Source organism: Deltaproteobacteria bacterium, from assembly GCA_016874775.1.
GTDB lineage: Bacteria > Desulfobacterota > Binatia > Bin18 > Bin18 > VGTJ01.
On record VGTJ01000047.1, the window covers coordinates 1 to 25,827 of the forward strand.

Annotated in this window: 27 protein-coding genes; 8 read left to right on the forward strand and 19 right to left on the reverse strand. The window is 52.9% G+C overall.

The genetic code is table 11. The annotated features are described in order from the left end of the window. Nucleotides 1-628 precede the first annotated feature (628 nt). Nucleotides 629-820 carry a hypothetical protein gene (locus tag FJ147_10150; protein ID MBM4256246.1) on the forward strand — a complete coding sequence of 64 codons (192 nt, stop codon included), beginning with the start codon at nt 629-631 and terminating at the stop codon, nt 818-820. A gap of 26 nt (nt 821-846) precedes the next feature. Here the strand turns inward: FJ147_10150 and FJ147_10155 are convergent, their stop codons facing one another. The 4 genes from FJ147_10155 to FJ147_10170 form a co-directional block, all read right to left on the reverse strand. Beyond that, a complete protein-coding gene (locus tag FJ147_10155; GenBank protein ID MBM4256247.1) occupies nt 847-1,878 on the reverse strand; it encodes a hypothetical protein in 1,032 nt (343 codons plus the stop codon). A gap of 78 nt (nt 1,879-1,956) precedes the next feature. Next, nucleotides 1,957-3,009, reverse strand: a complete 1,053-nt coding sequence (locus FJ147_10160) for an LLM class flavin-dependent oxidoreductase (protein MBM4256248.1) — start codon at nt 3,007-3,009, stop codon at nt 1,957-1,959. A gap of 91 nt (nt 3,010-3,100) precedes the next feature. Then, on the reverse strand, nt 3,101-3,490 hold the full coding sequence (locus FJ147_10165; protein ID MBM4256249.1) for a limonene-1,2-epoxide hydrolase: 390 nt from the start codon (nt 3,488-3,490) through the stop codon (nt 3,101-3,103). A 46-nt stretch (nt 3,491-3,536) separates the two neighbouring features. Beyond that, nucleotides 3,537-4,265, reverse strand: coding sequence for an HAD family hydrolase (locus tag FJ147_10170; protein ID MBM4256250.1), 729 nt, complete (start codon nt 4,263-4,265; stop codon nt 3,537-3,539). 116 nt (nt 4,266-4,381) lie between these two features. Here FJ147_10170 and FJ147_10175 point away from each other — a divergent pair, with 116 nt between their 5' ends. Both FJ147_10175 and FJ147_10180 read left to right on the forward strand, forming a co-directional pair. Further along, nucleotides 4,382-5,617: an MFS transporter gene (locus FJ147_10175; protein MBM4256251.1), complete on the forward strand. Its 1,236-nt coding sequence runs from the start codon at nt 4,382-4,384 to the stop codon at nt 5,615-5,617. 141 nt (nt 5,618-5,758) lie between these two features. Continuing rightward, on the forward strand, nt 5,759-6,172 hold the full coding sequence (locus FJ147_10180; protein ID MBM4256252.1) for an HIT family protein: 414 nt from the start codon (nt 5,759-5,761) through the stop codon (nt 6,170-6,172). Here the strand turns inward: FJ147_10180 and FJ147_10185 are convergent. The 3 genes from FJ147_10185 to FJ147_10195 are packed head-to-tail and all read right to left on the reverse strand — an operon-like array spanning nt 6,167 to nt 10,157. Continuing rightward, nucleotides 6,167-7,174 (reverse strand): zinc-dependent alcohol dehydrogenase family protein, encoded by a 1,008-nt coding sequence (locus FJ147_10185; GenBank protein MBM4256253.1) that lies wholly within the window; start codon nt 7,172-7,174, stop codon nt 6,167-6,169. The two genes, FJ147_10180 and FJ147_10185, sit on opposite strands and share 6 nt — an antisense overlap. A 53-nt stretch (nt 7,175-7,227) precedes the next feature. Continuing rightward, nucleotides 7,228-9,735 (reverse strand): ATP-dependent protease, encoded by a 2,508-nt coding sequence (locus FJ147_10190; protein ID MBM4256254.1) that lies wholly within the window; start codon nt 9,733-9,735, stop codon nt 7,228-7,230. Further along, nucleotides 9,732-10,157 (reverse strand): Hsp20/alpha crystallin family protein, encoded by a 426-nt coding sequence (locus tag FJ147_10195; protein ID MBM4256255.1) that lies wholly within the window; start codon nt 10,155-10,157, stop codon nt 9,732-9,734. Before FJ147_10195 ends, FJ147_10190 begins: the two co-directional genes overlap by 4 nt. 213 nt (nt 10,158-10,370) lie before the next feature. On the opposite strand from FJ147_10195, the gene FJ147_10200 reads away from it, so the two are divergent. Continuing rightward, the gene (locus tag FJ147_10200; GenBank protein ID MBM4256256.1) at nt 10,371-11,486 is read left to right on the forward strand and encodes a helix-turn-helix domain-containing protein; all 1,116 of its coding nucleotides are present in this window, start codon (nt 10,371-10,373) and stop codon (nt 11,484-11,486) included. Between the two features lie 555 nt (nt 11,487-12,041). Here FJ147_10200 and nthA read toward each other — a convergent pair. From nthA to FJ147_10240, 8 genes are all read right to left on the reverse strand, one after another. Continuing rightward, on the reverse strand, nt 12,042-12,710 hold the full coding sequence (gene nthA / locus FJ147_10205) for a nitrile hydratase subunit alpha (protein ID MBM4256257.1): 669 nt from the start codon (nt 12,708-12,710) through the stop codon (nt 12,042-12,044). Between the two features lie 38 nt (nt 12,711-12,748). Beyond that, on the reverse strand, nt 12,749-13,039 hold the full coding sequence (locus tag FJ147_10210; GenBank protein ID MBM4256258.1) for a nitrile hydratase subunit beta: 291 nt from the start codon (nt 13,037-13,039) through the stop codon (nt 12,749-12,751). 261 nt (nt 13,040-13,300) lie between these two features. Then, nucleotides 13,301-13,597, reverse strand: a complete 297-nt coding sequence (locus tag FJ147_10215; GenBank protein ID MBM4256259.1) for a nitrile hydratase subunit beta — start codon at nt 13,595-13,597, stop codon at nt 13,301-13,303. Nucleotides 13,598-13,607: 10 nt separating this feature from the next. After that, nucleotides 13,608-14,672 carry a TIGR03560 family F420-dependent LLM class oxidoreductase gene (locus tag FJ147_10220; protein MBM4256260.1) on the reverse strand — a complete coding sequence of 355 codons (1,065 nt, stop codon included), beginning with the start codon at nt 14,670-14,672 and terminating at the stop codon, nt 13,608-13,610. A 118-nt stretch (nt 14,673-14,790) separates the two neighbouring features. Continuing rightward, nucleotides 14,791-15,600 (reverse strand): aldo/keto reductase, encoded by an 810-nt coding sequence (locus FJ147_10225; protein ID MBM4256261.1) that lies wholly within the window; start codon nt 15,598-15,600, stop codon nt 14,791-14,793. A 45-nt stretch (nt 15,601-15,645) separates the two neighbouring features. Then, nucleotides 15,646-15,888: a YgiT-type zinc finger protein gene (locus FJ147_10230; protein MBM4256262.1), complete on the reverse strand. Its 243-nt coding sequence runs from the start codon at nt 15,886-15,888 to the stop codon at nt 15,646-15,648. Next, complete coding sequence (locus FJ147_10235; GenBank protein ID MBM4256263.1) at nt 15,885-16,079, reverse strand: hypothetical protein; 195 nt, start codon at nt 16,077-16,079, stop codon at nt 15,885-15,887. The genes FJ147_10230 and FJ147_10235 overlap by 4 nt, the downstream gene beginning before the upstream one ends. Before the next feature lie 39 nt (nt 16,080-16,118). Beyond that, nucleotides 16,119-17,069: an LLM class F420-dependent oxidoreductase gene (locus FJ147_10240; protein MBM4256264.1), complete on the reverse strand. Its 951-nt coding sequence runs from the start codon at nt 17,067-17,069 to the stop codon at nt 16,119-16,121. Here FJ147_10240 and FJ147_10245 point away from each other — a divergent pair. Next, complete coding sequence (locus FJ147_10245; GenBank protein MBM4256265.1) at nt 17,068-17,343, forward strand: hypothetical protein; 276 nt, start codon at nt 17,068-17,070, stop codon at nt 17,341-17,343. The two genes, FJ147_10240 and FJ147_10245, sit on opposite strands and share 2 nt — an antisense overlap. On the opposite strand, the gene FJ147_10250 is transcribed toward FJ147_10245, so the two are convergent. The 4 genes from FJ147_10250 to FJ147_10265 all read right to left on the reverse strand — a co-directional run bounded on the left by FJ147_10250 (nt 17,325) and on the right by FJ147_10265 (nt 22,742). Next, on the reverse strand, nt 17,325-17,672 hold the full coding sequence (locus FJ147_10250; protein ID MBM4256266.1) for a hypothetical protein: 348 nt from the start codon (nt 17,670-17,672) through the stop codon (nt 17,325-17,327). The two genes, FJ147_10245 and FJ147_10250, sit on opposite strands and share 19 nt — an antisense overlap. A gap of 326 nt (nt 17,673-17,998) precedes the next feature. Next, nucleotides 17,999-18,778, reverse strand: coding sequence for a hypothetical protein (locus tag FJ147_10255; protein MBM4256267.1), 780 nt, complete (start codon nt 18,776-18,778; stop codon nt 17,999-18,001). 57 nt (nt 18,779-18,835) lie between these two features. Next, nucleotides 18,836-21,424, reverse strand: coding sequence for an MBL fold metallo-hydrolase (locus tag FJ147_10260; GenBank protein MBM4256268.1), 2,589 nt, complete (start codon nt 21,422-21,424; stop codon nt 18,836-18,838). A gap of 466 nt (nt 21,425-21,890) precedes the next feature. Further along, nucleotides 21,891-22,742 carry an MBL fold metallo-hydrolase gene (locus FJ147_10265; protein ID MBM4256269.1) on the reverse strand — a complete coding sequence of 284 codons (852 nt, stop codon included), beginning with the start codon at nt 22,740-22,742 and terminating at the stop codon, nt 21,891-21,893. Nucleotides 22,743-22,878: 136 nt separating this feature from the next. On the opposite strand from FJ147_10265, the gene FJ147_10270 reads away from it, so the two are divergent. The 3 genes from FJ147_10270 to FJ147_10280 all read left to right on the forward strand — a co-directional run bounded on the left by FJ147_10270 (nt 22,879) and on the right by FJ147_10280 (nt 25,809). Beyond that, nucleotides 22,879-23,643, forward strand: coding sequence for a 3-hydroxyacyl-CoA dehydrogenase (locus FJ147_10270; protein MBM4256270.1), 765 nt, complete (start codon nt 22,879-22,881; stop codon nt 23,641-23,643). A 188-nt stretch (nt 23,644-23,831) separates the two neighbouring features. Further along, a complete protein-coding gene (locus FJ147_10275; GenBank protein MBM4256271.1) occupies nt 23,832-24,638 on the forward strand; it encodes a hypothetical protein in 807 nt (268 codons plus the stop codon). A gap of 10 nt (nt 24,639-24,648) precedes the next feature. Continuing rightward, complete coding sequence (locus FJ147_10280) at nt 24,649-25,809, forward strand: SIS domain-containing protein (GenBank protein MBM4256272.1); 1,161 nt, start codon at nt 24,649-24,651, stop codon at nt 25,807-25,809. Nucleotides 25,810-25,827: the final 18 nt, after the last annotated feature.

Genomic DNA, 25,827 nt, shown 5'->3' on the forward strand with positions numbered 1-25,827 from the left:
GTCGCCCGCGTTCATCCAGCTCTTCGACCAGACTTCGATACTTAGACCGAAGCCAGCACACAATGGTCTCGTCTCTCATCCCTGCTCTTGTGCAGAGGCTCTCCACTCCGGTCAATCACTATTGCGGTAAGTTGTTTCCTGCCACCGCCTAAGACGTAATCGCGTTGGCCATCAGGCCGCGAAACGATTCCAAGTCTTGAGTAGTCACACTGAGTGAAAAATCTGCAGCGATACGGGCGAGATCATCAACGCTCGGTGTCTTGACTGGCATGGCGAGGCCTCCTTCTTAGTGAAGAGCTGCCTTTTCACTGCCAGGAAGATGGACTTCGCGGAAGGGGGGCCGTACAGTCATGAGGTATGGAGAACCCGAAGGCTGTAACCTCTTCTTTCTTCGCTCTTCCCATTGGGGGGGGCTTTTAGGGGTAGGCTTTTACGCTGAGAAAAGACGAGACGTCATGCCCGCGAATGCGGGAATCCAGGGAGAATACGCAGTCGTTCAGGGGTGAAGCTCCTGGATGCCCGCCTGCGCGGGCATGACGAACAGGCAGATCCTCACGACGGGAAATCCGCGCCAATTGAGGCTTGGATAAAAAACCTATCCTTATGAGATTGGGGGGGAGTCTTGTGTTTGCTAGCGGCCGTGTACCAGCGCGATATGTATCCGCTGATTACATGGGGAATTATGCTTGGGGCACTGGGAATCCTCTCGGTCGTATCCCTTATCGTTGTTGATGATGCGCCCGTTATTGCTGCACAGCTCTGCGGCAGCAACGCGACCATAGCGACGACGTGTCATCCACGTCGAATACTCGGCGCATGATTTGCCGGGTGGTTTAGATTGGTGGATCAATGCATGAGGTGCTCCAGCAATCTGACGGCTTCTGGATAATGGTTCTCAAGGAGACGCACAGCTTGTGTCGCTCCACGCTGGGCCTTTTGCTTTAGCGTCCGCGAGGCTTCGTCGATGGCCTCTTCTAATACAAAATCCCGGGCGGTCGATAATACGGCCGCCATCACTGCCGCTTGCAAGATGTCCTTGTCGGATTTGGCACTACCAGCCGAACGCAAGGCACTCACTGCTAGTTTGCTTACACAGTAACGTCCCGGGTGAGGAAGCGCCACAGGGATAAGTCGATCCTTACCAACGACTATAGATCGGATCGGCTCGTGCAGGAGGTAGTTCAGGTATGGAAGGCCGATCGCATAGGCACCAAGTACGGGAACGGCAACTGCTCGATAGGGCTCACCTTGAGCTGGGACGAGCAAGCCCACTTTCAGTTTTTGTCCACGAACCTTGAAAGAGGTTGGTGGTTCTGTCCGCTTCAAGCTGGGCACTTCCACGAAAGGGAGGCCTGTCTCCTTGAGAATATCGAAGAGGCCTCGGTTCGGCACAGTCGCCAGTTCGAGTCGTGTTGCGATGTCGACATCCTCCGTAAGTGGAGAAGGCACGACGCGAGCCCCAAGACCATTGAGTAAGGCGCTGTACGCGTGGATGCCGACCAGCACGGCTCCACGATCGAATACCCCGGCGTTGTATAAAACTGCCAGGGTGAGCGCTGTGGAATTATCGACTGCAGCAAACTCGAGCTTGCGCAGCTTTTGCGTTGTCTCACGCAAGAGTTGCAACTCGTGTAATTGGTGTGTTGCTGTTGCTTCTTCAACACCCCCTTGGGATCCGACGTAGCGCTTCTCCAGCTTGCCGTCTGCTGTATAGCGATTCCAATAGATAAATGCTTTGCCGTTCCGTCGTGGCTCCGGCACGAGTGTGCCAGGAGTGTGTAGCTCAACGTGATGTTGCGCGAGCGCAATTTCTCCTGCCTGGGCAAACGAAGCTTGGTCATTGTGGTCGAACCACCGCAGCGTAAAAACTCGGCTCATCGTTAGAGAGAAGTGTTGTGAGATTTCTTTGCATATTGTCTCCCAACAAACGACATTGCAAATATCTGCCAACTCGCGCTACGCAAAATGCGGCATGACCTTGGCGGCAAATAATTCCATACTGCGCATCACTTGCACATGCGGCACCTGACCACCGGGGTTGAACCAGCATAGCATGCGGCCCATGTTGAACTCTTCTTGTAGTTTCTTGATCCGTTCCACGCAGACCTCTGGCGTTTCAAAGATGCCCATCACCTGATTGACTTGCTCGTAGGTCGTCTTACGTAAGCGATCCGCTGCTTCTTGTAATAATTTGTTTGTGACGCCTTTGCTGTCAGTGACTGGAGGAAAGGCATTAATGAGCGACTGCAGGAAGTGCTTGATACTCGGTTCAATCTCACGCCGAACCTGCGCGGCGTCAGCAGCAACGTAGGTCGGCGACAACAGGGTGATGTGTTCAGGGCGAGCAGGACCGTGGCCTGCGGATTCTCGTGCTTGACGATACAATGGGATGAACTCGCGAAGCTTTGGATAGGTGCTGATCTGCGACGCCGTGAGAATCGCATAGCCCAGTTTACCCATCTGTTCGTAGGTTTCGACAGTATTCGCAGCAACCAGAATTGGCGGATGGGGTTGCTGCACGGGTTTAGGAACAACCGATAAATCTTCGATCTCAAAGAAACGGCCATGAAACGAAAACTTCTCTTTTGTCCAGGCTTGGAGGATCACATGCAGGTTTTCCAGCAAACGCTCGCGGCTTTCGGCTTGCGGAACACTAAAGCCCGCGAAGTGAGTGGGGAACACGCCCCGTCCAATGCCAAACTCGACTCGCCCATTACTAATCACATCAAGTGTCGCGACATCTTCGGCAACTCTTACTGGATGTGACAAGGGTAGAAGGATGATGGCGATGCCTAAACGGAGTGTGGTCGTGCGGGAAGCGACTGCCGAGAGAAAAAGCAATGGCGAGGGCAGAATAGAAAAGTCAGCATTGAAATGTTGCTCCACAGGCCAGATCGATTCAAATCCAAGTTGTTCAGCGTGAACCGCTTGCTCGATCGTATCGCGGTAACGCTGGACGGGTGATTGATTAAGGGAACATGGTAACTGGTAGTGGAGGCCGAATTTCATGCGTACCTCAAAACGTAATGCGCAAAACGTAATCCGTAATAGGGGAGGAGAGGTCGTTACTCATTACGAATCACGTTTTATGTTGCTCTTCCTACTTCAACACATCCATCAGCGGTTGAATGGTCTTGGCATCGAAGTAGTCGCACCAGTGGGCAATCTTTCCTTTGTCGTTGAAGGTAAACACGCCGACCACGGGCAGCTGGACTTTCAGATTACCTGCGGCCCAGTGTTCAATGCGTTCGTTCATCGCAACATTGCCAGCCGAGGTTGTGTTCTTGATGTCCATCTTTTCTAACGTAATCTTGCTGCCTTCGACAAAGGCCGTCAGCACTTTGCGAACGCCAGCATGCCCATGCACTGGGTCCCACGGCATGTTGTGGTAATACACATCCTCGGTCAGGTACGACACGAGCTTGTCCATGCTGCGCTCGCGCAGAGCGTTGCAAAAATCGGTGATAGTTTTCTCGTTGGTTGTACTCATAGGAACCTCCTTCTTACGTGTTACGTGTTGCGTTTTCTGTCTTATGTCATGATTCGACCTGGTGCATCAAGTCGAGCAGCTCCGGAATCTTGCGAATCACTGACTTCGGCACTGCCTCTTTCTCGGGTGGGTCACTATCGGTGCGGTCCCAGATGAGTATTGAGTGCATCCCCATCGCATTGGCACCGGGAATATCTTGTTGCAGTGAATCGCCGACAAAGAAGGCTTCCTGTGGCGTGCAGTCGGCACGACGAGCGGCTTCCTTGAAAATACGCAGATCTGGTTTGCAGGATTGCGCGTACTCACTCGACAAGATTGAGTCAAAATATGGCTTGATCTTACTGAGTTCGACCATGTGTTCGAGTTGGTCATCGTCGATATTGCTGACAATGCCGAGATGATAGCCGCGGTCACGCAGTGCCATGAGTGTAGCGAACACGCCTTCGCGTAACGTGAAGTCACGTTCACGGCGTTGCCACTGGACCTGACGATAACGGGCAAAGTGCTCTTCAGCCAAGGCAATACCAAGATCTCGCGCCATCGCTTGCAAGATATCGTGGAATAGGTCGCGATGGAGATAATAGGGGCGAGGCAGGTATTCATAAAAGACGCGCTTGAGCGCACCACGGTAGGCACGAAGAATTTCGCGCGGTTCAACCTCAGCACCTGCCCACTGCGCGATACCAACGACACTCTCGCGCTCCCCTGGAGCGACCGCTTCGTAATCGAACAATGTCCCACCAAAATCGAACAACACCGCTTTCATCTTGGGCATGGAAGAACTCCTTGGAATTTTTGTGGGCGACTTTTGTCGCCCACATTTATCTTCACATAGCGATATGAAATGTACGTGGTTCGGCCTCGTTTGGCGAGAGTGGGGAAGAGATGCGCATGTTGGGAGTAGATTTATCGCGTGATGGCTGGCTTCTTTTCAGCGGACGGATCATCCGCCTGTTTTCGTATGGTTTTCTTTCCATCATTCTCGCATTGCATTTAGCTGCGGTCGGTATGACAGAGAGTGAGATTGGATTTCTGCTCACGCTTACGCTGCTTGGTGACGCACTGCTCTCGCTTAGTATTACCCAGGTTGCCGATCGTATCGGACGACGGCAGATGCTCATGGTTAGTGCTGGGTTTATGGTGTTGACCGGTGTGGTGTTCGCGCTGACGACCAATCCGCTGTTTCTTATTCTGGCTGCGTTTATCGGTACCTTAAGCCCAACCGGGCACGAAGTCGGGCCGTTTCTTGCCATCGAACAATCGGCCTTGGCCCATTTGACTCCTGCGTCGCAACGCACCCATGTGTTTGCCTGGTATAACCTCGTTGGGTCATTTGCGGCGGCACTGGGCTCGTGGAGTGGTGGTACGTTAGCAACCTCCCTGCAACGCGCAGGTCACACTCCGTTAGGAAGCTATCAAGCGCTGTTTGCGTTGTATGCCGGGCTAGGGGTGCTGCTGGCGGTGTTGTTCCTTTTTCTGTCGCGTCATATCGAAGTCGAACCAGTAGTGAGCAGCACTACGAGTCGATTTTTTGGCCTGCATCGTTCTCGTGGTATTATTCAGAAACTCTCGTTGTTATTTATTATTGACTCCTTTGCCGGGACACTGGTTGTGCAGAGCTTAATGGCGTACTGGTTTCATGTACGCTTTGGGGTTGAGCCTGCTGCGCTGGGGAGTGTGTTCTTCGGGACCAATCTGCTGGCTGGTTTTTCTGCGCTGGTGGCGGCACGCATCGCCGCGCGCATTGGCTTGATTAATACCATGGTGTTTACCCACCTCTCGGCCAACGTGTTTCTCTTGCTGACGCCACTGATGCCAACGTTTCACCTGGCCGTGGCCATGGTGCTGTTACGCTTTTCCACCGCGCAGATGGATGTCCCTACGCGTCAAGCGTTTATTATGGCCGTTGTTGCTCCTGATGAACGTTCGGCAGCATCTGGAATTATCAATCTGGCACGAACAGGCGCGAGCGCACTAGGGCCTATTGCCGCAGGGGCGATGTTCAATGCTTCATTGATGAACATGCCATTTTTTCTTGCTGGCACCATGAAGATCGTCTATGACCTGTTGTTATTGTGGCAGTTTCGGCATGTACGGCCACTGGAGGAGGAAGGCAGGCCGGAGTAAGGGGTGTGTTTCTAGCAACATGGTGAGACTAGAGGCTGGAGGCTAGAGACTTGTCCTCCCCACCCAAGCCTCTAGTCTCTAGCCTCCAGCCGCAAAGTCTCTTACTAACTGTGAAATTCATAACCTGCGAAGGAGATCCCTATGGCCAACACCATTTTTATCAAAATCATTGCCGGTGAGATTCCCTGTTTCCGTGTCTATGAAGATGACAAAGTACTTGCGTTTCTTGATATCAACCCGCTGAGTCACGGGCATACATTAGTGATTCCGAAGGAACCCGCGGAAACCATTGATCAACTTTCTGATGAGTCTGCGGCAGCGATTGGTCGTGTGTTGCCGCGTATCAGCCGCGCGATTATGCAAGCGACTGGTGCGACGGCATTCAACGTGCTGCAGAATAACGGCGCAGCCGCGCATCAGGAGGTGATGCATGTACATTTCCATATCATCCCGAAACATGCCGATGGCTCTGGTTTAGGCGTACGCTGGCCCGCGCAGCCTTTGCACATGGCAGAAGGAAAAACCCTGGCAGAGTCGATTCAGAAAAAACTATGAGTGAGCCACCCGCAAAACAGCCGCGCCATTGATCTGATCGTGGCGTAGCTTCCATAAGGCGTCGTTGGCAGCATCGAGAGGGTACTCTTCGGTGTGACTATGGAGGGGAATCTCTTTCGCTAAAGCAAGCAATTCCCTGCCATCTTGGCGAGTATTCGCAGTCACACTCCGCACTGTACGTTCATAGAAGAGATGGGTCGTGTAGTTCATGGCCGGAACATCAGTCATATAGATACCAGCCAACGCTAACGTTCCACCACGATCAAGTGCGGTGAGTGCTTGTGGCACGAGTTCACCAGCCGGAGCGAAGATAATCGCAGCATGTAATTTCTCTGGTGGTTGGTCAGTTGTTTCGCCAACCCACACGGCTCCCATCTGCTTAGCTAAGTTGCGGTGTTTATTCCCTCTGGTCGCGACATACACTTCACAGTTCCAATACCGCGCAATCTGCATCACAATGTGTGCCGAGCCGCCAAAACCGTAGAGACCTAACCGTTCTCCTGGTTTCACGCCGCTCTGACGTAAGGCGCGATAACCGATGATGCCAGCACACAGGAATGGGGCAAATTCGATGAGGTTTACCCCTGCAGGCAACGGATAGACAAAGGCTTCCGGTGCGACGATGTACTCGGCATAACCGCCATCGGCATCATAACCAGTAAAGCGTGGGGCGATACAGAGATTCTCTGCGCCACGCTGGCAATACGCGCACTTTCCACATGACGTATGCAGCCACGCCACACCGACACGATCGCCTTCTCTCAAGCTGGTGGTGCCTGGGCCAAGTTTTGCGACCGTGCCAATGACTTCATGGCCCGGAATCACTGGACTCTTATGCGGTGGCAAATCGCCCTCGGCTACATGCAGATCGGTGCGGCAAACGCCGCAGACTTCGACGCGAATGAGCACCTCACCTGGGGCAGGTTCAGGGATGGGGAGCTCAACCAGCGCCAATGGCCGTTGGGTAATTGGCGCTGGTTGACGGACGATCATCGCGCGCATACGAATTCCTATAGTCTTGGTCTTTCCCTATAGCCTGAAGCCTACAGCCTTTCTTATTTCCTTTTCGCCTTTTCCCCCTTTTCGGTTTTCTTGTCGTTCTCCTCTTCTGGCTGCGGTTTCTTTGCTTCCTGTCCACCGTTACCAAAGCTCTTTAATTTGGAGGCGAGATCAAGCAAGCGGCGATTGACGAGGTAATTGACGGTTCCTTCCTCTTCAATGGTTCCTGCGCTCACACCGGTGAGCAGACTAATTCCTTCATCGATCGTGCGGATTGGATAGATATGAAACTTGCCTTGGGCCACAGCTTCGATCACGTCAGGACGCAGGACGAGGTTGCGCACATTCGCGATCGGAATCATCACTCCTTGTGTTCCAGTCAAGCCACGAGTGCGACAGACATCAAAGAAGCCTTCGATCTTCTCATTGGCGCCTCCAATGGCTTGTACTTCACCCCATTGGTTGACTGAACCTGTCACCGCCAAATCTTGACGAATGGGCAGTTCTGAGAGTCGAGAAAGCATGGCGTATAATTCGGTCGATGAGGCGCTATCACCTTCAACTCCAGAGTACGACTGTTCAAAACAGAGACTGGCAGAGAGCGCCAGGGGTTTATCTTGTCCGTAGCGGTTGCGCAGATAGCCTGACAAAATCAGCAGCCCCTTGTCGTGGATCGGGCCGCTGAGTCGCGACTCGCGTTCAATATTGACAATTCCAGCTTGCCCCATGCCGACACTAGCGGTGACACGTGACGGTTGACCAAAGCTATGCTCGCCAAGTTGCAAGACTGAAAGTCCGTTGACTTGCCCAACTTTGCGCCCGTCGATGTCAACGAGTATCGTTCCCTGTGTGATCAATTCACGAATATCGTGCTCGATACGATCAGCGCGAAAGACTCGTTCTTCCAAGGCGTGTTGCACATGTCGTGCAGCGACGGCCGTGCTGTTATCTCTGCGAGCCCAGTACGCTGATTCACGGATGAGATCGGCGACATCTGCATAAGCGGCGGAAATCTTTTGTCGATCCCCAGCTTTGCGTGCACCGAATTCTACCAGACGTTCAACTGCCGCTTGTTCGAAGTGTGGCAGCCTTTCGTTACGGCAAATTTGCGCTGTCCAATTGCCATAGGCAAGCAAGTGTTGCGCGTCGAGTTCCATCACGCGACGGAAATCAGCGTGTACTTTGAAAATCTCGCGAAACTCTTCGTCCATGCTGTAGAGCAGGTGGTATAGATACGGGCTCCCGACCGTGACGACTTTGACCTGTACTTGAATCGGTTCTGGTTTAAGACCGGAAGTGGAAAACATAGAGAACGGCTCATACGTCTCCATCTCAATGCGGCCACTTTTGAGGGTGCGTTTGAGCATCTTCCACACTGCTGGTTCGGTCAGTGCATCTTCCAGGCTAAAAATGAGATAGCCACCATGCGCGCGTAATAGCGAGCCTGCTTTGATCCGTGTGAAGTTGGTGACGAGGCGACCAGCCCGGTCGACTACCCGTTCGATAGTACCGAACAGATTGAGATACGTCGGCGAGCTTTCGATCAGTACCGGTGCTCCTTTGGTGGTGCTGTTGTCGACAACCACGTTCACTTCATACTCAAGAAAGAGATCTTGTGGTGATGGCATCGGCATGAACGGCAACATCGGCGTTGGGCGCTCGGGCTCTTTGAAATTGTCGAGGTTATCGACGATATGGGTTTTCACTTCAGTGAGGTAGGCATCGACTTCCTCGCTCTTCATCTCATGACTGATAGTGGCTAGTATCGGAGTGAGCAGTGCATCACAAAAGCGCCGTTCGATCGCACGGACATCTTCTACCATAGCGCGCATGATTTCTTGCTGTTTCCCAGGGAAGGCGGACATCTCTTCGGCAAATTCGCGTTGGTTTTTCTCGATTTCCTGTTGTTGCTCTGGGCGGAGACGAGCGAATTCTTCCGGACTTTCGAGCGGTTTGCCATTGATTATGGGAATGAGAATGATCCCCCCTTGCGGGCCAGATTGAATGGCAAAGCCTTTTTCACGAGCGCGTGCCTCAAGTGCTTCATTCAGCGCTTGGGCTTGAGCGGCATATTTTTCTTTGAGCTGGCCTTTCTCTTTGTCGAACGCCTCTTGGCGAAACGCTTTGGGCAATTCCTCGCGTAACGTCTTGACCATCTCGGTCATGAAATGTTTCAGTCGACAGCCTTGCCCGGCGGCAAGTGGAATGGCTCGTGGTGCATCAGGGTGAGCGAAGTTTTGTACGTACACCCAGTCTTGTGGAGTGTGTGATTTCGTGGTTTGTGGTGCAACCCAACCATGCAGAGCTCCAAGCTTCTCGGCACCAGTGAGGCCTGAGACGAAGATGTTAAACCCACTACTCGTGATGCCGAGCCCTAGTTCCAGTGCTGCCCGCGCTCGTTCTTGGCCAACGAAATCGTGCCCTGGCGTGAGTTCTTCCGTCGTACGGAACTGCGCTGGCAATGTCACATGAAAACGAAGCTGCTCGGCAGCCAGTTCAACCGGAGACGAGGCTGGATGGAGTCCAGATTGCGCGTCCGGGCGGGTCTCCATGTTTTGTGTCATACGTCCCTCCGTTCTTGCGGGAGTTTAGGCAGCGTGACGCGAAGCACGCCACTGGAGAACTCTACTTTGACGGCGGTCTGATCGACCGAAGAGGGGAGCCGGACCCGACGAAGAAAACTGCCGGAACGACGCTCACTATAGTGAAAGCTTCCATGTGATACTCTGTGAGTGACCGTACGCTGGCCTTGAAGGAGGAGGTCACCGTTGTCTATTGTCACCGACATTTCGTGCTCTTGTACGCCGGGAAGATCGGCTTCCAAGATAAAAGCGTTCGGAGTTTCGTAGAGATCGATCTGCGGGCTCCATTCTTCGACAGTTGTGCGGACCGACCTCCACGGTCGGTGAATCATCTCGTCGAATAAACGATCGACTTCTTGTGAAAGCTGTGTTGGAAATGGCAATCTCCATTCGTCTTTTGCCATAGGTCGCTCCCTTTCTCTTAGTATCGACGCTCGGGCTACAATGGGTGGCGAAATCCCTTTCCACGATGGCGGCTGAGTTCTCACCGAGCTGCTCTGCAGTTTTCCCTAGGGAACGCACGAAGTAAACGGGGCTTTTCGGGGGAGAAAGGAGAACTGCCGCTCGCTTTCAGGAAAAATCTCGGGTACATTCCATTAGATAGAGGAAAGTCTCAGGTGGGGTTACTCATGGAAGCGGGGACGCAGCAGCAGACAGCACCAGAGGATAGTGGGCGGCGAGGGGAAAGAACCGAGGGTATGGAAACTATCACAACGATACTGCGGCAAGCACGCGAACATAAAGGCGTTTCCCTAAAAGACGTCGAGGGCAAGACGCGAATTCCATTGAAGTACCTCCAGGCGCTTGAAGGAGAGTCGGAAAACGGCCTCCTTGCTGATGAGGTATATCTCATTCCATTCTTGCGTTCGTATGCCAACTTCCTCGGTGTAGATGCAAATCAGGCAGTGACTCGCTTTTTGACGGAACTCCAACAGCAGGACGCAGCGACGGTCGCACCTCCTGAGCATCGCCCGCCCGTCGTTCGACCTCGTTCTGGCCCGTCGCGCCTGGCCGCATGGATTGTGCCCTTTTTATCCTTGTTGGTTGTGTTGGTCATTGGATCGTACCTGTGGCAACAAGGCCACTGGCAAACGCTGCTGTCCTGGTGGCAAGCTGGACCCGCGAACGAGGAACGGAATTCTGAGTCTCCTGTCTCTACAGCTTCTTCTCCGACGGCAGCAGTTGTCATTCCTGAATCTCCAGTTGCAGTCGTTCCTCCCCCTTCTGACACTTCAGGCTCCAATGTCGCCTCTCCTGTCACTTCAGCAGGGAGTGCTCCAACCCAAGAATCGGCAACCGATGTTGCTCCAGCACCTCCTACTTCTCCTGCGTCAGCAGTTGCCGTGGTTCCACCCTCATCGATGCCAACCAGTCAAGGGACGCAGGCGACGAGTTCAGCCGCTCCTCCGACAGCGGTTACAGAAGTTCCGCAAGCAGGGACTCCGGCAGTCGCGGCTGTTCCCTCAACGACAACTGCGGTTCCTGCCGGTGGGCACCGCCTGACGATTCTAGCTAATGCTCAGACCTGGATGCGTGTCGTTGTCGATAGCCAACCAGGGAAAGAAATGATTCTCAAAGCTGGAGAATCGCGCGAGTGGACAGCGGAGAGTGGCTTTATGCTGTCGCTGGGCAATGCGGGTGGAGTCACACTCAACCTTGATGGGCAGGAGTTGCCACCAGCTGGAAAATCAGGGCAAGTGGTGAAGACTATGCGATTGCCTGCCGCGCAGTAACGGCAAAAAGTCATCAGTAAAAAGACTAAGGAGAGTTCTTGAAAAGAGTATCCCAAGCTCAAGCAATCAAAATCCTCAATATCCGTCTAATCTATTAAGGTTTAGGGAATACTTTGGTCAATGCGCAGATGGTATAATCTTTCCTGTAAATCGCCTAAGTACTCTGGCAATTAAGTTAAGAGGTATTCCTGGCTTTCTGGATGCGGAACTCTTTCGTCTCCCATCTGCGTTAAGCGTACCAGACGTGAGAAGGAAAGGGTGCCGAAAATACCAAAAAATTAAATTGCCAGAGTACTAAGGGTCTTGGGGCTAGTAGTCAGTCCATTTAATTTTGAGGGATAGGGCTTCGTCATGCCTGCGCAGGCGGGCAGCCAGGGAAATTCAGCCGTGGCCTGTCGTTAAGCCGCCTGGATTCCCGCATTCGCGGGAATGACGTTCCTTGAGTTATCCATCAAAACTTTCTGGACTATCTACTAGGGGCTAGGGACTCGTTTTTTTAACAAGCCCCAAGCCTCTTGCCCCCAGTCCCAAACACACGAGACACTTCCCTGGGGTTTAATCCTTAACAGTTGCTGGTTCTCTGACAGTTCGTGCTTTCGCCACACCAATCATACAGTCCCGTGTCACCAACGCGGCGAGCTCAGCCTCACTCAGGTTTTCTGTTCCCGCAGGTCGTGCAGGAATTACCAAATATCGCATATCTGCTGTACTGTCGTAGACACGCACTTCGACATCTTGTGGCAAGTCCAGCCCAAACTCATGCAATACCTCGCGCGGATTCTTCACTACGCGAGAGCGATAACTCAGGCTCTTGTACCAATCTGGCGGCAGACCAAGAATTGACCGTGGGTAGCACGAACACAACGTACAGACGACTACATTGTGGACGCTCTCAGTGTTTTCGATTGCAACGATGTTGGCCAACGTGCCAGTGTCCACTCCCAATTCCGCACAGGCCGATTTCGCGTCCGCAAGGAGTCGGGCTTTAAAGGCCGGATCAACCCAGGCCCGAGCGACAATTTTGGCACCCTGAGCTGGTGTCCGCTCGTCCATTTGCTCGATTGTGTGTCGAACTTCGTCGGCAGTGACGAGCCCTTTCTCGATCAATAAAGAGACAATCGCCGTTGCGCGTTTCTCGTAGTGTGATGCTCCGGGTGTCTCGGTAATCGGTGCGTGGGCATCTTCATGTGAATGGTGTGGATGGCCATGATCGTGGTCGTTCATAACTCCCTCTTTTCTTACTAATCCCTAGCTCCCAATCGCTAATCCTCAAGCGGTTCCAGCCAATGTTCATAAATATCAATGAACAGACGATCTCGTGGGGCAGCAGCGTACGTATCCCAAATGTGGGTTTGGGCCAGAGAAACAAGATAGAGGAACTGTTTCGGCAATCCGTCTTGGCCGTACGCCAATGTTTCCGGATTACGAAATGCGCCATGCACGCCTTCTATTCGTCCGATTTTCCCTTGAATATAACTGGGAGTGCGAAAATGACCCGGAGGAGAACCAATTCGAATACGAACCTGATCACCAGGTTTGAATTTTGCTGACATGGAAGACCTCAAAACAGGCTATAGGCTATAGGCTTTAGAGAGAGCGAAACCGGACTCTGGACTCTAGATCGGACCACGGAACATTCGTACAGTTGGGGTAGCGTGCGCTGTGCGCACGATGCGATTGTCAGCGTTGATTCCCGTGCGCATGGCGCGCGCTACGGTCTCTCCGGTGACAACCCAAAGTGTACCAATCTCGGGTGGTTCGATTTAGAGAAAAACGTCGATGAGCGAATCTGAGTTCTCCCTCTAACCTGAAGCCTATGGCCTTTCTTCTATCCTTTTTTCAATTTCCTCTTGTGTCAAAATCCCCTTCTCGATCATCAGCGTTTCGACCGCTGAGATCCAGCGCTCGTAATAACTCATTGTCTCGTATGCCTTTGGTGGGAGCGATTCGATGGCACGACGAAGTTCATCGACACGTAAGACTTTCTTTGCGGGGCTGACGAGGAGCATCAACAAAGCATCCGTCCGTTTTTCCCACAGTGCGTAATGATGTTCCTCTTTATTGATCGGCCCAGCGTCAGGCCAGCCACCACGGTCATGAATACGTGGCATAGGTCCTCCTTTAGCGCAACTTCGGGATGACTGTCTCGGCAAACCGTTGGAGCATTTCCTTATCTTGCGTGTAGGGAAACATGGCAATGAAGTAGTCGAAGCCAATGTCCTGATACCCACGCAACACCTCAGCGACTTGCTCTGCGGTGCCAATGGTGCCAGCATCGCGGGCCAGTTTAAAGATGCGTCCAGTACCCAAAGCGGCTGCGGTGTCTGCCTCGCGTTTCTTCATCTCTGCTTCACTCTCCGCGATTGCGGTGACGATAAACAGCGATTTATCGATCGTAGTGAAATCGCGCTTGACATCGTCGCAGTGACGTTTCAGCACGTCGAGTTTCTTTTGCACAGCCGGTAACTGATAGCCGAAGATCATGTTCCAGCCGTCGGCATGCTGTGCGACCATACGCAGTAACTTTTTTTCACCTGCTCCGCCAATCCACATTTTCAATGGTTTCTGTACTGGCTTGGGCGCGCAGGTCGCGTCACTGAGCTGATAATGCTTGCCGTTAAAAGACGCTCTTTCTTCTGTCCACAGGAGTTTGATCAACTGAGCGGCTTCTTCTAGCTGCGCGAGTCGTGTCGCGACTGGTGGAAACGGAATCCCGTAGGCTTTGTATTCGATCTCTTTCCACCCCGCGCCAAGACCAAATTCTAACCGTCCGTTACTGATGTGATCGACGCTTGCCGCGGTCTTTGCCAGGACACTAGGTAAACGGTACGAGTTGCATGTGACAAGGGTACCGAGGCGCAGCTTAGTGGTCACCGCTGCCAATGCTGGCATCAGTGCCCACACGTCAAGGCAATTGCGTCGCTCAGATTTTGCATCCCACAGCAAGTGATCTGATGCCCAGAGTGCCGTGAAACCGAGACGTTCGGCCTCTTTAGCGAGATCTGCAATATCCGAAAAAGTAAAACCAAATTGAGGTTCGATCTGAATACCGAAACGCGCCATGCGTTGCTCCTGTTTTCTGCTGTTTTCTTTGCCCTGAGCAGTGTCACAACTAATCCCTGCGGCCCCAGCCATGAGCGCAGTCATCGTGTTGAAAAACTCGCGACGAGTACAGGGGTTGTTCATTGTGCCTCGTGCATAACTGCAAGAGTAATGTGTGTGACGTGTTGCGTGTTGCGTGAACTCATACAGGGAGCTTCCGGACTAAACTCTGAACGACGTACTACACAACACGCCTCACGTCTCATGCAAACGCCTCGTCTAACCGTTTCGCCTGCTCTGCCGATAACCGCCACCCTGATGCCCCACAATTCTCTTCTGTTCGTGTGACACTATCAGATTTGGGGATGGCAATGACATTGGGTCGGGTAATGCGCCAGTTGAGCGCAACTTGCGCCAGCGTTTTATTGGTTTGCGTGGCAACTTCGCTGAGAGTCTTCATCCCTTGGCTGCGCCCACGCCAGAACTTCGGCGGCTTTGCGAGTCGACCATCATCAAGCGGTGTGTATGCGAGAATAGTCACATCATGTTTCTGACAATAAGGTAACAAGTCGTGCTCAATCTCGCGGGCATTGAGGTTATATAAAACCTGATTGGCAACGATCGGATGATTGCGCATAGCAGCCTGTGCTTTTTCGAGCTCACGAACTGAGAAGTTACTCACGCCGATGTATTTGATCTGCCCACGGTCGACCAGGGTTTCCATCGCGCGCATGGTGTCTTTGATCGGGACCGAGGAGTTCGGCCAATGAATTTGGTAGAGGTCGATGCAGCTCTCATTCAGCTCCCGCAGGCTGGCCTCTGCGGCTTTGAGCACATCGTCGTAGCGGAGATGACTGCCTGATACTTTCGAGGCGATGAACACCTTATCACGAATGCCTTTGACAGCTTGGCCGACAACGTCTTCGGTGCGGTACATCTCTGCGGTATCGATGAGAAACGCACCAAGCTCAACCCCGCGACGTAACGGCTCAACGCCACCACGATACTTCCACACGCCAAGGCCAATTTCTGGTACTTGCACCTTGGTGTTGCCGAGTTGTTTGAGTTCCATGATTGTGAACTTTCTCCTCTGAGTGGGAGTGCTGTTTCGGCTTTGTTAAGCATGGGCAACGGGTACTTGCTCTGTACGTTCGGGACGAACTTGGCCGGAGGCGATTGCATGCACTCGCTTCAGCGTTTCTGCCCTGTAATAACGATTGCTACACTTGTTACATATACCGATCTCAACATTCTCAAGAATCACGAACCCGGTCTTGTGCTCAAAAGCTTCACGTTCGACTCGCTTTGCTTGTACGATTCCTTCGCAATATTCACAGCGATATCCGAATGATCTTGTCATAGCTCAGGCTCCGTTACTTCATAGACGGTAATGATGAGGTAGCGACCAGTTCCAGTAAAGCGACCGATTGCAGTTTCAATATCAGCAAAGTCTAACGAGTCTTCTGCCATTTCCTCGACTGCATGACTGGTCATATCATATGCCGCTGTACGTATCGCGTCTCGAATCCGCTCAATAGCCCGACGCGGCATTCTGACATTCTCCTAAATTCGAATCCCTCAATTGGAGAGTTACACCTTTTGCCCTCGTTCAACGATTGGCGCCAGGCTTTTCACAGCTTCGACGCCGCTCCCAGAAGCAGCAGCCCACGCCAGGGTAATCATGCGCGTGACACCAGCATCTTGGTACTGCTTCATCAGGTCAAGGCTTGGTCCGTCTTGTTGAGCCATGAGCAGGACAGAAAACTCGATGTTATCTGGATTGCGGCCAGCCTCTTTGGCCAATTGTCGAATGTGGGGGATCGTTTCCTTGAACTTGTCTGGTGGGAGGTTGGCCGGAAACCATCCATCAGCGTATTGTGCCACTCGTTTGAGCGCATACTTCGGATCGTGTGCGCCGAGGTAGATCGGGATGGATTTTTGCACTGGCTTTGGGCCAATCCTCACGGCAGGAAAATTGACGAACTCACCACTGTAACCTGCTTCCTCTTTACTCCACAGTGCACGGATCGCCTCCACGCCTTCACGCACATATTTCCAACGATGCTTGAATTGTACGCCGAACAACTCAGCTTCTTCAGCAAACCAACCAGCACCGACGCCGAGAATCAGACGGCCATTAGAGTAGAGATCAAGCGTGGCGGTTGTTTTAGCAATGGTAATGGCATGATGTTGCGGCAACAATGAGATCGCCGTTCCGATCTTAATCTTTTTTGTTGACTGTGCTGCCGCCATCAAGGCGATGAACGGATCAACCAGCTCGGCATAGAATGGTGGAACCTTTCCGTCTGCCGAGCGTGGGTAGTAGGTTTTGTATTGGGTTGGTACTGCGATATGTTCCGCGACCCAGAAAGAATCAAAGCCAAGATTTTCCGCGGTTTGTGCGATATCGCCAGGATTGCCGGATTTGTTGGTCAAAAAAGCAGAGACACCGATTTTCATGCGTGCCGCCCTCCTTCGCCAGCGGACTGTAGAACGGGCGGCAAGAAGTTGCAAGTTTCCTTTACGCAGCCATGCGCTCATGCCAGTGGTCGAAGACGTGGGTCAATTCTTTCAATGGGCGAAGTTGCTGTGGCGCACCATCTTCGAGGGCAAGAAAATCGATTTCTCCAACTTTTGTCGCAACATCGAACTCGCCGAGCAAGCTGTCAAGAAAGATGAATCCCACTTCGCCAAATACCTGAAAAAGACGGGGGTCAAACTCGGCAAAGAACAAATGGAGCCCGATCTTGTCGCCATCATCGAAGATATGAAAAAAGATATGTTCATCACTAAATGTTACCCCCCCCCCAGCTGAATAACGCCTGCTCTCCCTTTGCGTTGCTTGAATTTGACAATGTTCCAACGTGTCAATTGTGGAGCTGCAGCGTGTACTGCCTCGACCCAAGGGAACCCTTCTTCAATGCCACCGGCGCTCAGAAAAAACTCTCGTTTTGGTTCAGCCGCAAGAGACAGCTCACAGCCGAGATGGGGTTCAATCGACTGAAGTTTTTGATGAATGCGATCAACCCAATCTTGGACATCTGGTGATTCAGGTGAGAGGCGCAATAACGCTTCTTCGTGTTGGGCAAACCACTGCCAAAAATTGCTGATTTCGCTTTGTTTCTCAAGGAATTTTGGTGACATCAGGGAGGCCTCCTCTACCAAAGATTGGATGCACAGAGGTATGGTATCGGCAGTCCCCCGGATTTTTACAATCTCACAGGCTCACCGCATTGCCCATGATACGCCTGTCTCGCGAACGACTGGAAAAATGAGAGAAAAAACGGCGCTGATCTCAAAATGAACCTTGAGAAACTGTTGAACAACCCTTCGCCCCTTCGACAGGCTCAGGACTCAGGGTGAACGGAAACGGAACTGAAAAAGGGATGAGATAAACCCGTACGTGCTGAGCCTGTCGAAGCACGATATCGCTTTTGGCACTGGCCTCTGAGGAATATATCAACAGCCTCTTACTGCGCACTGACAGACGTCGTCTGCCAGGATGGCTGCTCTCGTAATTCTCGCTTTAAGCGGGCAAAAGCCCGGACCCCTTCTTTGACGACAACAGAAGCGATTTGGATAGCTTTCATGCCACTCCGCAATACTGACAGTGCTTCATGGCCAGACGACACACCGCCGACGGCGATCACTTCAAGGTGTCCCTTTGCCGCATGGAGTATGGTCTCGGCTTGAGTTGGTCCACCGTTGGGTGCCGCATTATGGCACAACACCGCAGGAATTCCGGCATCAACAAGGACTGAGGCAACGACTGGCAGTGCGATCGGTACTCTGGGAGGTAACTTCACAACTAGTGGAGTTTGTACCGCCGCATGGATGGCGCTAACAAGCATCCGCAAATTTTCAGGCGAGGCAAACGGAGCGAGATGTTCATGTACATGCGGTTCGTTCAAATTGACTTCGATGAGATCTGCACCGGCGCTTGCTAATGCCTGGGCAGTGACAATGAACTCGTCGATAGTCAACCCCGCAACACTGGTGATAATCGGTTTTTCCGCTCGCTTCAGTTCAGGCAGCAACTCAATGTAATACGCAACACCAGGATTCTCGATGCCACAGCTTGCACCGGGATCAAGAAACGACTCTGGCGTGATCGACTTCGTCACTACTGCGCCAGCCTCAGAGTAGGCAAGCGCTAATAATTCTTCGCGGCTTGTCGACAGTGCTCCAGCAGCATTCATCAGACAGAAGGGAAACTGTATACCTGCAATCGTTGGGCTCAGTTCGATCATAGAACTTTTCCTTTAGTAGGTGGTGTATACGTTGCATTCCATCCTTCGGCAAGATTCTCACATCTCCCCTAAATTCTTACCACGCGACTCAATGCACAGCGTGTATCCGGTCACGGCAGCGAACTGACTGTGAACCTCCTGCCACTCCGGAGTGTTGGGGTTGGGTGAGCTCAAACATTTCACGCGAACTTGACGCTCCGCTTTCATCACGCCGGGTGGTTTGGCAATTTGCCAGGCCGCAGGGATGAGTTGCCGAGCCAGCGCAATAAGTGCGATTTGGTTTGGTTCAGGTTTGATGCGTAGTGGATAGCCAATAGCCACAGCAATCTGCTGCAGCAGTTGGTTTTGGCGCGCGCCAACTTCAGGGGTGAGGAAGGCAAGTTCAATATAGGATCGTTCTCCCTCATTCTTGAGGCTCTTTTTGTATGGTCGCTCGCTTTCAGGACGGTCAACAAACGCTTCATCGATTGTCCAATACGCAGTGTTAATCTCCATAAGTGGTGCGGTAGGCTCAGAGGTTGCCAGTTGCGGAGCAGCCAATGAAGTCTTACCTGGCATCGTCACTACAAGTGTAAATCCGGTCTGTGCAAGGAATTGGGCTATCGCGTTCTGGAGGGCAGGCGCAGACAACTCAGCGTCAAGCGAGAGGCTGACTTCACGGCGATCCAAATGTAAAGCCGGACCTTTGGTGACGTTCGCACCTGTAGGCAGACAGGCAAGCGCAACCGCAAACAACCGCTCTTGTTGAGGTGTGTCATTGATAACCACCGACCAGCCTGTCCCAGCCATCACCTGGTTGATCAGTTCTTGGTGCCGAACACGCGCAACGTCGGGAAAATCAAAAAAGAGTCGCAACTCATGTGTCGCGAGATGATAGCCACGTTTGTATAGCCCGGTGTGTGGACCGAGCAACTCACCAACCCGCGCAAGTAACGTGTTGGGTTCAGCAAACGACGACTCAGCTTTAGGTGCTTGTGGCAATTGGTCTGCTGGTACCACTTGATACAAATGTGGACGAGAGGGAAGTCGGCGAAAACCATGTCCAAGAACATCGAGTAAACGCACCAAGGCAGCGTAATGGGTATCATCCCACGCCCGCGTGCCATACCAGAGGTCCAACAATGCAGCCGGGCTGTATGGTTGCTTGCGTGGCAAACTTCGCACATGGGTAGCGAGTTGTGGTAACGTTTCGTTCGTCAACGGCACTCCACCACCAATGCCAGGAGTGGTCGTCTGTCCAATGGTCTGCATCGTCTTGCGGATTGGACCAACACGAATCGTGTCACCGGTTTGCGGCAAATGTACAGGTCGATGGCGCGTGCTGGTGCGATAGAGCAAATCAGCCAACGCTGGCCGCGCGTCGCTATCGCCATGAACGAGCACCACTTCGCGTGGGTTCAACGCATCGATCAAGCGGGTCAGTTCATTCGCGTCGGCATGCGCCGAGAGGGCATATTTACTCACGTGACAACGCACGGGTACTGCCCGGCCAGCTAATGAAACGGTATTCGTCGCGCCTTCTGCCAGTTCTAATAACCGCCGACCTGGACTTTCTTCATCTTGATAGCCAGTGAGAGCAATTCCATTCCGCTCATCAGCAACCAAAGCGTGAGCGTAGGTCACACTCGCACCGCCACTCAACATGCCAGAGCTAGCGATGATACAGGCGGGCGGTCCCTGGATGATCGCCTCACGCTCTTTGGGCGAACTCACCGCACGAATTTCATCGATCACATTGAAGAACGGGTTACCGTGTCGTTCGATCAAACGACGGGCATAGGGTGTCTGATGTGCCGGGAAGTTCGAGTAAACCCCGCAGACGGTTTTCACCATGCCATCAAGGTACACTGGAAAGAGAGGTAACCGCTTGTTACGCATCTCCCGTAACAAGATGAGCGCGACCTCCTGCGCGCGTCCTATGGCAAACGCAGGAATGAGCAGCTTGCCTTGGTTTTCGATGATCTCGGTGATCATCGTCAGCAGCCGTTGCTCTTCCAACTGACGTGGAGAATGCAAACGGTTGCCGTAGGTTGATTCGATGACCAAGACATCAGGTTGAAAGCCCGGTGTCGCCAACATTCCAGGAACAGTGAGTTGGTCAGCGACAGCAATATCACCCGAGAACAACACCCGGACAATTCGTCCCTGTTCTTCGCCTTCAATGCCTACCGAAGCCGCACCTAAAATATGTCCGGCAGGGAACCAGGTGACCGTCACTCCAGAGTTGCCAATGGGAGTCGCTGCACCAAAGGGAACTGGAATGAGATGTTGCAACAAAGACTCCACCGCTGCCGGAGGGTACAATGGCAGTTCTCCCTCACTTTCCAACTTACTCTTGGCAATGTTCAAGGAATAGCGCAGCAATACTTCAACCAGAGCGCAGGTTGGGGCGGTCGCGTAGATCGGCACCTGAGGAAAGTGTTGGTGAAAGACAGGCAGTGCACCACTGTGGTCCATGTGTGCATGGGTAAGGATCACGCCAGAAATATCGCTGAATTGGTCAGTGGTGAGCAGCCCGAAATCCGGCAGCCGCGCATTGCCGCTCATGCGCAAGCCGCAGTCCACCAGCACGCGTGTGGCACCGATCTCTACGAGGGCACTCGACGCGCCAATCTCACTACCTCCACCAAGAAACGTGAGGTTCATGCACAATACGCTCCTACTTTTTCTTATCCTGCCCAGGTCGATCGGAACAAGCGCCCTTCACCCTTTGACAAACAGGCAGAGACTCTAGAGAAGATGAAACAGGTCAATTGCCAAGCCGCTATTTCTCCTTTGACTGCTGCTTCTCTGTTGTAGGAAATGCGTATGACCTCACAGCACGGTACAATGAGGCGATGAAGGCCCATCAACAAGGGATTGGGCGCCCTCTGTGGAATCGCGGCCTAGACGCTCACCTAAATCGTACCACAGAAGATTCGTACAGTTGGAGTAGCGTGCGCTGTGCGCACGATGCGCTTGCCAGCTCTGATTCCCGTGCGCACAGCGCACGCTACGGTCTCTCTAGTGAAACCCCCGGATGCACCAATCTCGCGTGGTTTGATTTAGTGCGTTGATGCGCTGCTCTGTTCGAGCAGTTTTCGTCATGAATGACATTCATAGGAAGCGGGCGTTACATGATTGTCAGTGTTTCTACCAACTGTGGCGCTTTGCCGGTTTCATTATCGAGGCGCCCAGCCGCGACTTTATCATCGTGCGAGAACGACACCCACAAATTTTTCGCGCGTGCTTCAGCAAAGAACCGCTTCTTCGCGGCGATAGTACCAAGTGGGTTCGTGTCATACGCAGCGTTCCACGCTAACCGTAAGTGTGATGTTGTCGGTACGATGTCGGCAAAGTGGATCAAGCCCGTTCCTCCAGACTCGACAATGACACATTGATGAAAATCTGCATGCCCGCCGGAGATCGATACACGCACGTGGGGAAAGAGCTGCGAGTCTCCGTTTAATAACTCGACATTTTGTAATGCTTTGAGACATTCCGGAGCATGACGGTACGCCGCAGCTAACCGTTCATCAGTCGGTGCCATTGCAATCTCCCATTCTTGTTTCTGAATAAGGAACTGTGCCTTGGCGAAAATTGAGCGAATCTCACCCGTTGGAGACTTATCAATCACTCCGCCGACATGATCGAAATGTAAGTGCGAGAAAACGACGTGAGTCACGCTGTCGAGTGTTAATCCTAGCTTGCGCAAGCCGCCAGCCAATCCATCACCTGGTTCAGGAGCGTAAATCTGCTGCTCACGCTCGCTGAGCCGGTTGCCAATCCCTGTATCAACCAGGATGACCTCTCTACCAGTGAGAATCAGCGGGCAGGTTAAGCTCATGCGAATGCGATGACGTGCATTGGCTGGTTTCTCTTTTTCCCATAACTCGCGGGGAACAATGCCAAACTGCGCGCCGCCATCGTCCCACCAAAAACCTGCGTTGAGAAAATGAATAGTAATATCGCCTGCTCGAATCATGGCGGAGACTATAACTGAGACGGGGAGAGGAGTCAGTAGTCAAGCGCAAGTGCCAGTCGTCAGCATTCAGTAGTCAGTGGTGAAGAGGAGTGGTACACTCCGCATCCATCAACGTTTCTTGGGAGGAACAGAAGACATGGATCTGCAAGGTGCTGGTGCAATCGTTACTGGTGGAAGTTCTGGTTTGGGCGAGGCTACCGTCCGTGCCTTTGCCGCCAAAGGTGCAAAGGTCGCGATTCTTGATTTGGCGAAATCGAATGGTGCTGCGATTGCCAAAGAAGTCAATGGAACGTTCATCGAAGCTGATGTCACCAACAGCGATCAACTCTTTGCGGCGATCGACAAAGCGACACAAACACTTGGTGCAGCCCACATTCTTGTCAATTGCGCTGGTATTGCCACCGCTGGCAAGACGCTGGGCAAAGGTGAGGCCCCACTCGACTTGGAACCATTCCGTCGCACGATCGAGATCAACCTGATTGGCACGTTTAACGCGATTCGCCTCGCTGCCGCTAAGATGGCCAAGAATGCGCCGAATGCGGGTGGAGAGCGCGGCGTGATTATCAATACCGCCTCGGTTGCTGCGTTTGAAGGGCAAATTGGGCAAGCGGCGTATTCGGCCTCGAAAGGTGGTGTGGTCGGCATTACCTTGCCGATCGCGCGCGATCTTGCCAGCTATGGAATTCGTGTGTGCACCATCGCGCCAGGGATTTTTGAGACCCCAATGCTCATGGGTCTACCAGAAGCTGCGCGGCAATCGCTCGGTGCCCAGGTGCCGTTTCCATCACGACTGGGCCGCCCAGCAGAATACGCACAGCTCGCGTGTCATATCGTCGAAAATGCGATGCTCAACGGTGAGACCATTCGCCTCGATGGAGCCATTCGCATGCAGCCACGCTAAATCGGACCATGAAAGATTGGCGCACTCGCGCTGTCACCCTGAGTGCAACGAAGGGTCTTGCAGAGAGATTCTTCGCTGCGCTCAGAATGGCACGATGTGGAGTCTTGAGTGTAAAGTGCATGAATGTTCTCAGGTCTGATTGAGTCGTCGGCTCTGTTACGACGAACGCATCGTGTAGAGGACTAACTGTGAGAGACTTTTCTACTCTTGGCCAACGGAAAGCCGTGCTGGGGATGATCCACCTGCAACCACTCCCTGGCACGCTCTTTTACAAAGACCGCAGTTTCGCGCAAACGCTTGAGATGGCTGTCCAATCGGCCCGCGCCCTTCATGAAGGCGGAGCAGATGGCTGCTTAGTGCAAACGGTCGATCGGATTTACAGCGTAAAAGACGAGTCTGATCCTGCGCGCACCACGGCGATGGGCCTTATCGTGCAAGCCATTGCGCAAGCAACCGGAGAAGAGTTCCAAGTCGGTGTACAACTGATGCGTAACGCTCTCAAAGCGTCATTGGCGGTCGCAAAAGTTGCCGGTGGCACCTTTATTCGTGCCGGTGCGGTAGTTGGTATGACCCTGACGACCCACGGCATGGTCGAAGCCAATCCTCTCGAAGTGATGGAGTATCGTAACAAGATCAACGCATGGGATATAAAAGTGATCGCCGAAGTCGACTCCATGCATTTTAAGTGGTTTGGCGAACCGCAATCTACAGCTGACGTAGCGCGTAGTGCAAAACACGTGGGCGCAGACGCCGTGTCATTAGGTGACCCTGACGAAGAGAAAACGCTTGCGATGATCGGCTCTGTACGGAAAGCGGTGCCAGGGTTGCCCATCATCTTGGCGGGCTACACGAATCACGACAATGCCGCACGATTATTGGCAGCAGCGGATGGCGCGTTTGTGGGCACCTGCCTCGAACGTGGTGGTTGGGGAGGACAAATTGATGTTGAGCGAGTGAAATCGTATGTCGACATCGTGCGTCGGCTAGAACGATAAGGGCGTGCCTATGGAACCGCTCAAACCAGCAGTGATGCTCAGACAAGTGGAAGGGCTGGCAGGTGACTTGCGTACGTTGACACACCCGTTTGCCCAACAGATTCGTACGATCCTTACGCCCTCGGAGTGGCAGTCGGTGCGCAAGGTGTACCTGACCGGCGACGGGGATTCCTATCACGCTTCATGTGCCACGGAGATGGCCTTTGAGACGATTGCGGGTGTCGACTGCGAACCGCTGAGTGCGCAACGGTTTCTCGACTATGGCGTAGCGTGGATGCGCCCGGTTACACCACAGCAAACCTTAGTGATCGCCACTTCAGCGTCAGGTGGCACTCAACGTGTGGTGCAAGCTCTCGAACGTGCGAGATCACATGGAGTGCTGACAATTGCCCTGACCGGTGTCCCGAAGAGTGCAGTGACCCAAGCTGCTGACCGCTCGATCATCGTGGAACTGCCACAGAAGGAACGTTCTCCAGGGATTCGTACCTATCAGGCGAGTGTACTGGGGATGCTGTTGGTAGCGATTCAGTTGGGCGAAATGCGCAACAGTTATCCACCCGAAGAGGCGAACCGCTTACGGCACGAACTCGTTGCCCTTGCTGATACCGTAGAAACTACCTCGGCGGCCATTAAAGAACGATGTCATGAGGTAGCGAACTTCGTCGCCGATGCTCCTGCGATGGTTATGGTCGGCAGTGGGCCGAGTTATGGGACTGCCCTCTTCAGTGCAGCGAAAGTTATCGAGGCAGCGGGGATCTTTACGCTCGGTGAAGACTTGGAAGAGTGGTGGCACGTACAACGCTTTGCCTATCCTACTGACATGCCAGTGTTCGTTGTCGCTCCACCGGGTCGCTCGTATTGGCGAGCGGGTGACTTAGCGGCAACGGCTCGTGCATTGGGGAGACGAGTCATCGCTGTTGCACACACAAATGACACCGACGTTACTCGTCATGCGCATAGCGTGTTACCTGTCTATGGTGAGGTGCGTGAAGAGTTCTCGCCGCTGCTGTATCATCTCTTTGCTGATTATGTCGCGTCCTACCTGGCGACTCGATTAGGACGCTCATTATTCCAGAGTGACCGCCCGGAATTGTTGCAGTCAGTTAATGAATACTATGCTCGTTTGCAACAAGAAGACGTGCACAAGGACAAAAACACCAAGAGCCAGTAACGTAAGGCGGACTCAATA

Excerpts from the sequence above, each read along its gene's own strand:
- FJ147_10255 (MBM4256267.1), bottom strand. The coding sequence starts at position 18,778 with ATGATCGAACTGAGCCCAACGATTGCAGGTATACAGTTTCCCTTCTGT.
- FJ147_10280 (MBM4256272.1), top strand. The coding sequence starts at position 24,649 with ATGGAACCGCTCAAACCAGCAGTGATGCTCAGACAAGTGGAAGGGCTG.
- FJ147_10165 (MBM4256249.1), bottom strand. The coding sequence starts at position 3,490 with ATGAGTACAACCAACGAGAAAACTATCACCGATTTTTGCAACGCTCTG.
- FJ147_10230 (MBM4256262.1), bottom strand. The coding sequence starts at position 15,888 with ATGACAAGATCATTCGGATATCGCTGTGAATATTGCGAAGGAATCGTA.
- FJ147_10185 (MBM4256253.1), bottom strand. The coding sequence starts at position 7,174 with ATGCGCGCGATGATCGTCCGTCAACCAGCGCCAATTACCCAACGGCCA.
- FJ147_10225 (MBM4256261.1), bottom strand. The coding sequence starts at position 15,600 with ATGGAACTCAAACAACTCGGCAACACCAAGGTGCAAGTACCAGAAATT.
- FJ147_10265 (MBM4256269.1), bottom strand. The coding sequence starts at position 22,742 with ATGATTCGAGCAGGCGATATTACTATTCATTTTCTCAACGCAGGTTTT.
- FJ147_10270 (MBM4256270.1), top strand. The coding sequence starts at position 22,879 with ATGGATCTGCAAGGTGCTGGTGCAATCGTTACTGGTGGAAGTTCTGGT.
- FJ147_10160 (MBM4256248.1), bottom strand. The coding sequence starts at position 3,009 with ATGAAATTCGGCCTCCACTACCAGTTACCATGTTCCCTTAATCAATCA.
- FJ147_10235 (MBM4256263.1), bottom strand. The coding sequence starts at position 16,079 with ATGCCGCGTCGGGCTATTGAGCGGATTCGAGACGCGATACGTACAGCG.
- FJ147_10170 (MBM4256250.1), bottom strand. The coding sequence starts at position 4,265 with ATGCCCAAGATGAAAGCGGTGTTGTTCGATTTTGGTGGGACATTGTTC.
- FJ147_10180 (MBM4256252.1), top strand. The coding sequence starts at position 5,759 with ATGGCCAACACCATTTTTATCAAAATCATTGCCGGTGAGATTCCCTGT.
- FJ147_10195 (MBM4256255.1), bottom strand. The coding sequence starts at position 10,157 with ATGGCAAAAGACGAATGGAGATTGCCATTTCCAACACAGCTTTCACAA.
- FJ147_10215 (MBM4256259.1), bottom strand. The coding sequence starts at position 13,597 with ATGCCACGTATTCATGACCGTGGTGGCTGGCCTGACGCTGGGCCGATC.
- FJ147_10260 (MBM4256268.1), bottom strand. The coding sequence starts at position 21,424 with ATGAACCTCACGTTTCTTGGTGGAGGTAGTGAGATTGGCGCGTCGAGT.
- FJ147_10210 (MBM4256258.1), bottom strand. The coding sequence starts at position 13,039 with ATGTCAGCAAAATTCAAACCTGGTGATCAGGTTCGTATTCGAATTGGT.
- FJ147_10250 (MBM4256266.1), bottom strand. The coding sequence starts at position 17,672 with ATGTCACCAAAATTCCTTGAGAAACAAAGCGAAATCAGCAATTTTTGG.
- FJ147_10245 (MBM4256265.1), top strand. The coding sequence starts at position 17,068 with ATGCCAGTGGTCGAAGACGTGGGTCAATTCTTTCAATGGGCGAAGTTG.
- FJ147_10190 (MBM4256254.1), bottom strand. The coding sequence starts at position 9,735 with ATGACACAAAACATGGAGACCCGCCCGGACGCGCAATCTGGACTCCAT.
- FJ147_10220 (MBM4256260.1), bottom strand. The coding sequence starts at position 14,672 with ATGAACAACCCCTGTACTCGTCGCGAGTTTTTCAACACGATGACTGCG.
- nthA (MBM4256257.1), bottom strand. The coding sequence starts at position 12,710 with ATGAACGACCACGATCATGGCCATCCACACCATTCACATGAAGATGCC.
- FJ147_10155 (MBM4256247.1), bottom strand. The coding sequence starts at position 1,878 with ATGAGCCGAGTTTTTACGCTGCGGTGGTTCGACCACAATGACCAAGCT.
- FJ147_10240 (MBM4256264.1), bottom strand. The coding sequence starts at position 17,069 with ATGAGCGCATGGCTGCGTAAAGGAAACTTGCAACTTCTTGCCGCCCGT.
- FJ147_10175 (MBM4256251.1), top strand. The coding sequence starts at position 4,382 with ATGTTGGGAGTAGATTTATCGCGTGATGGCTGGCTTCTTTTCAGCGGA.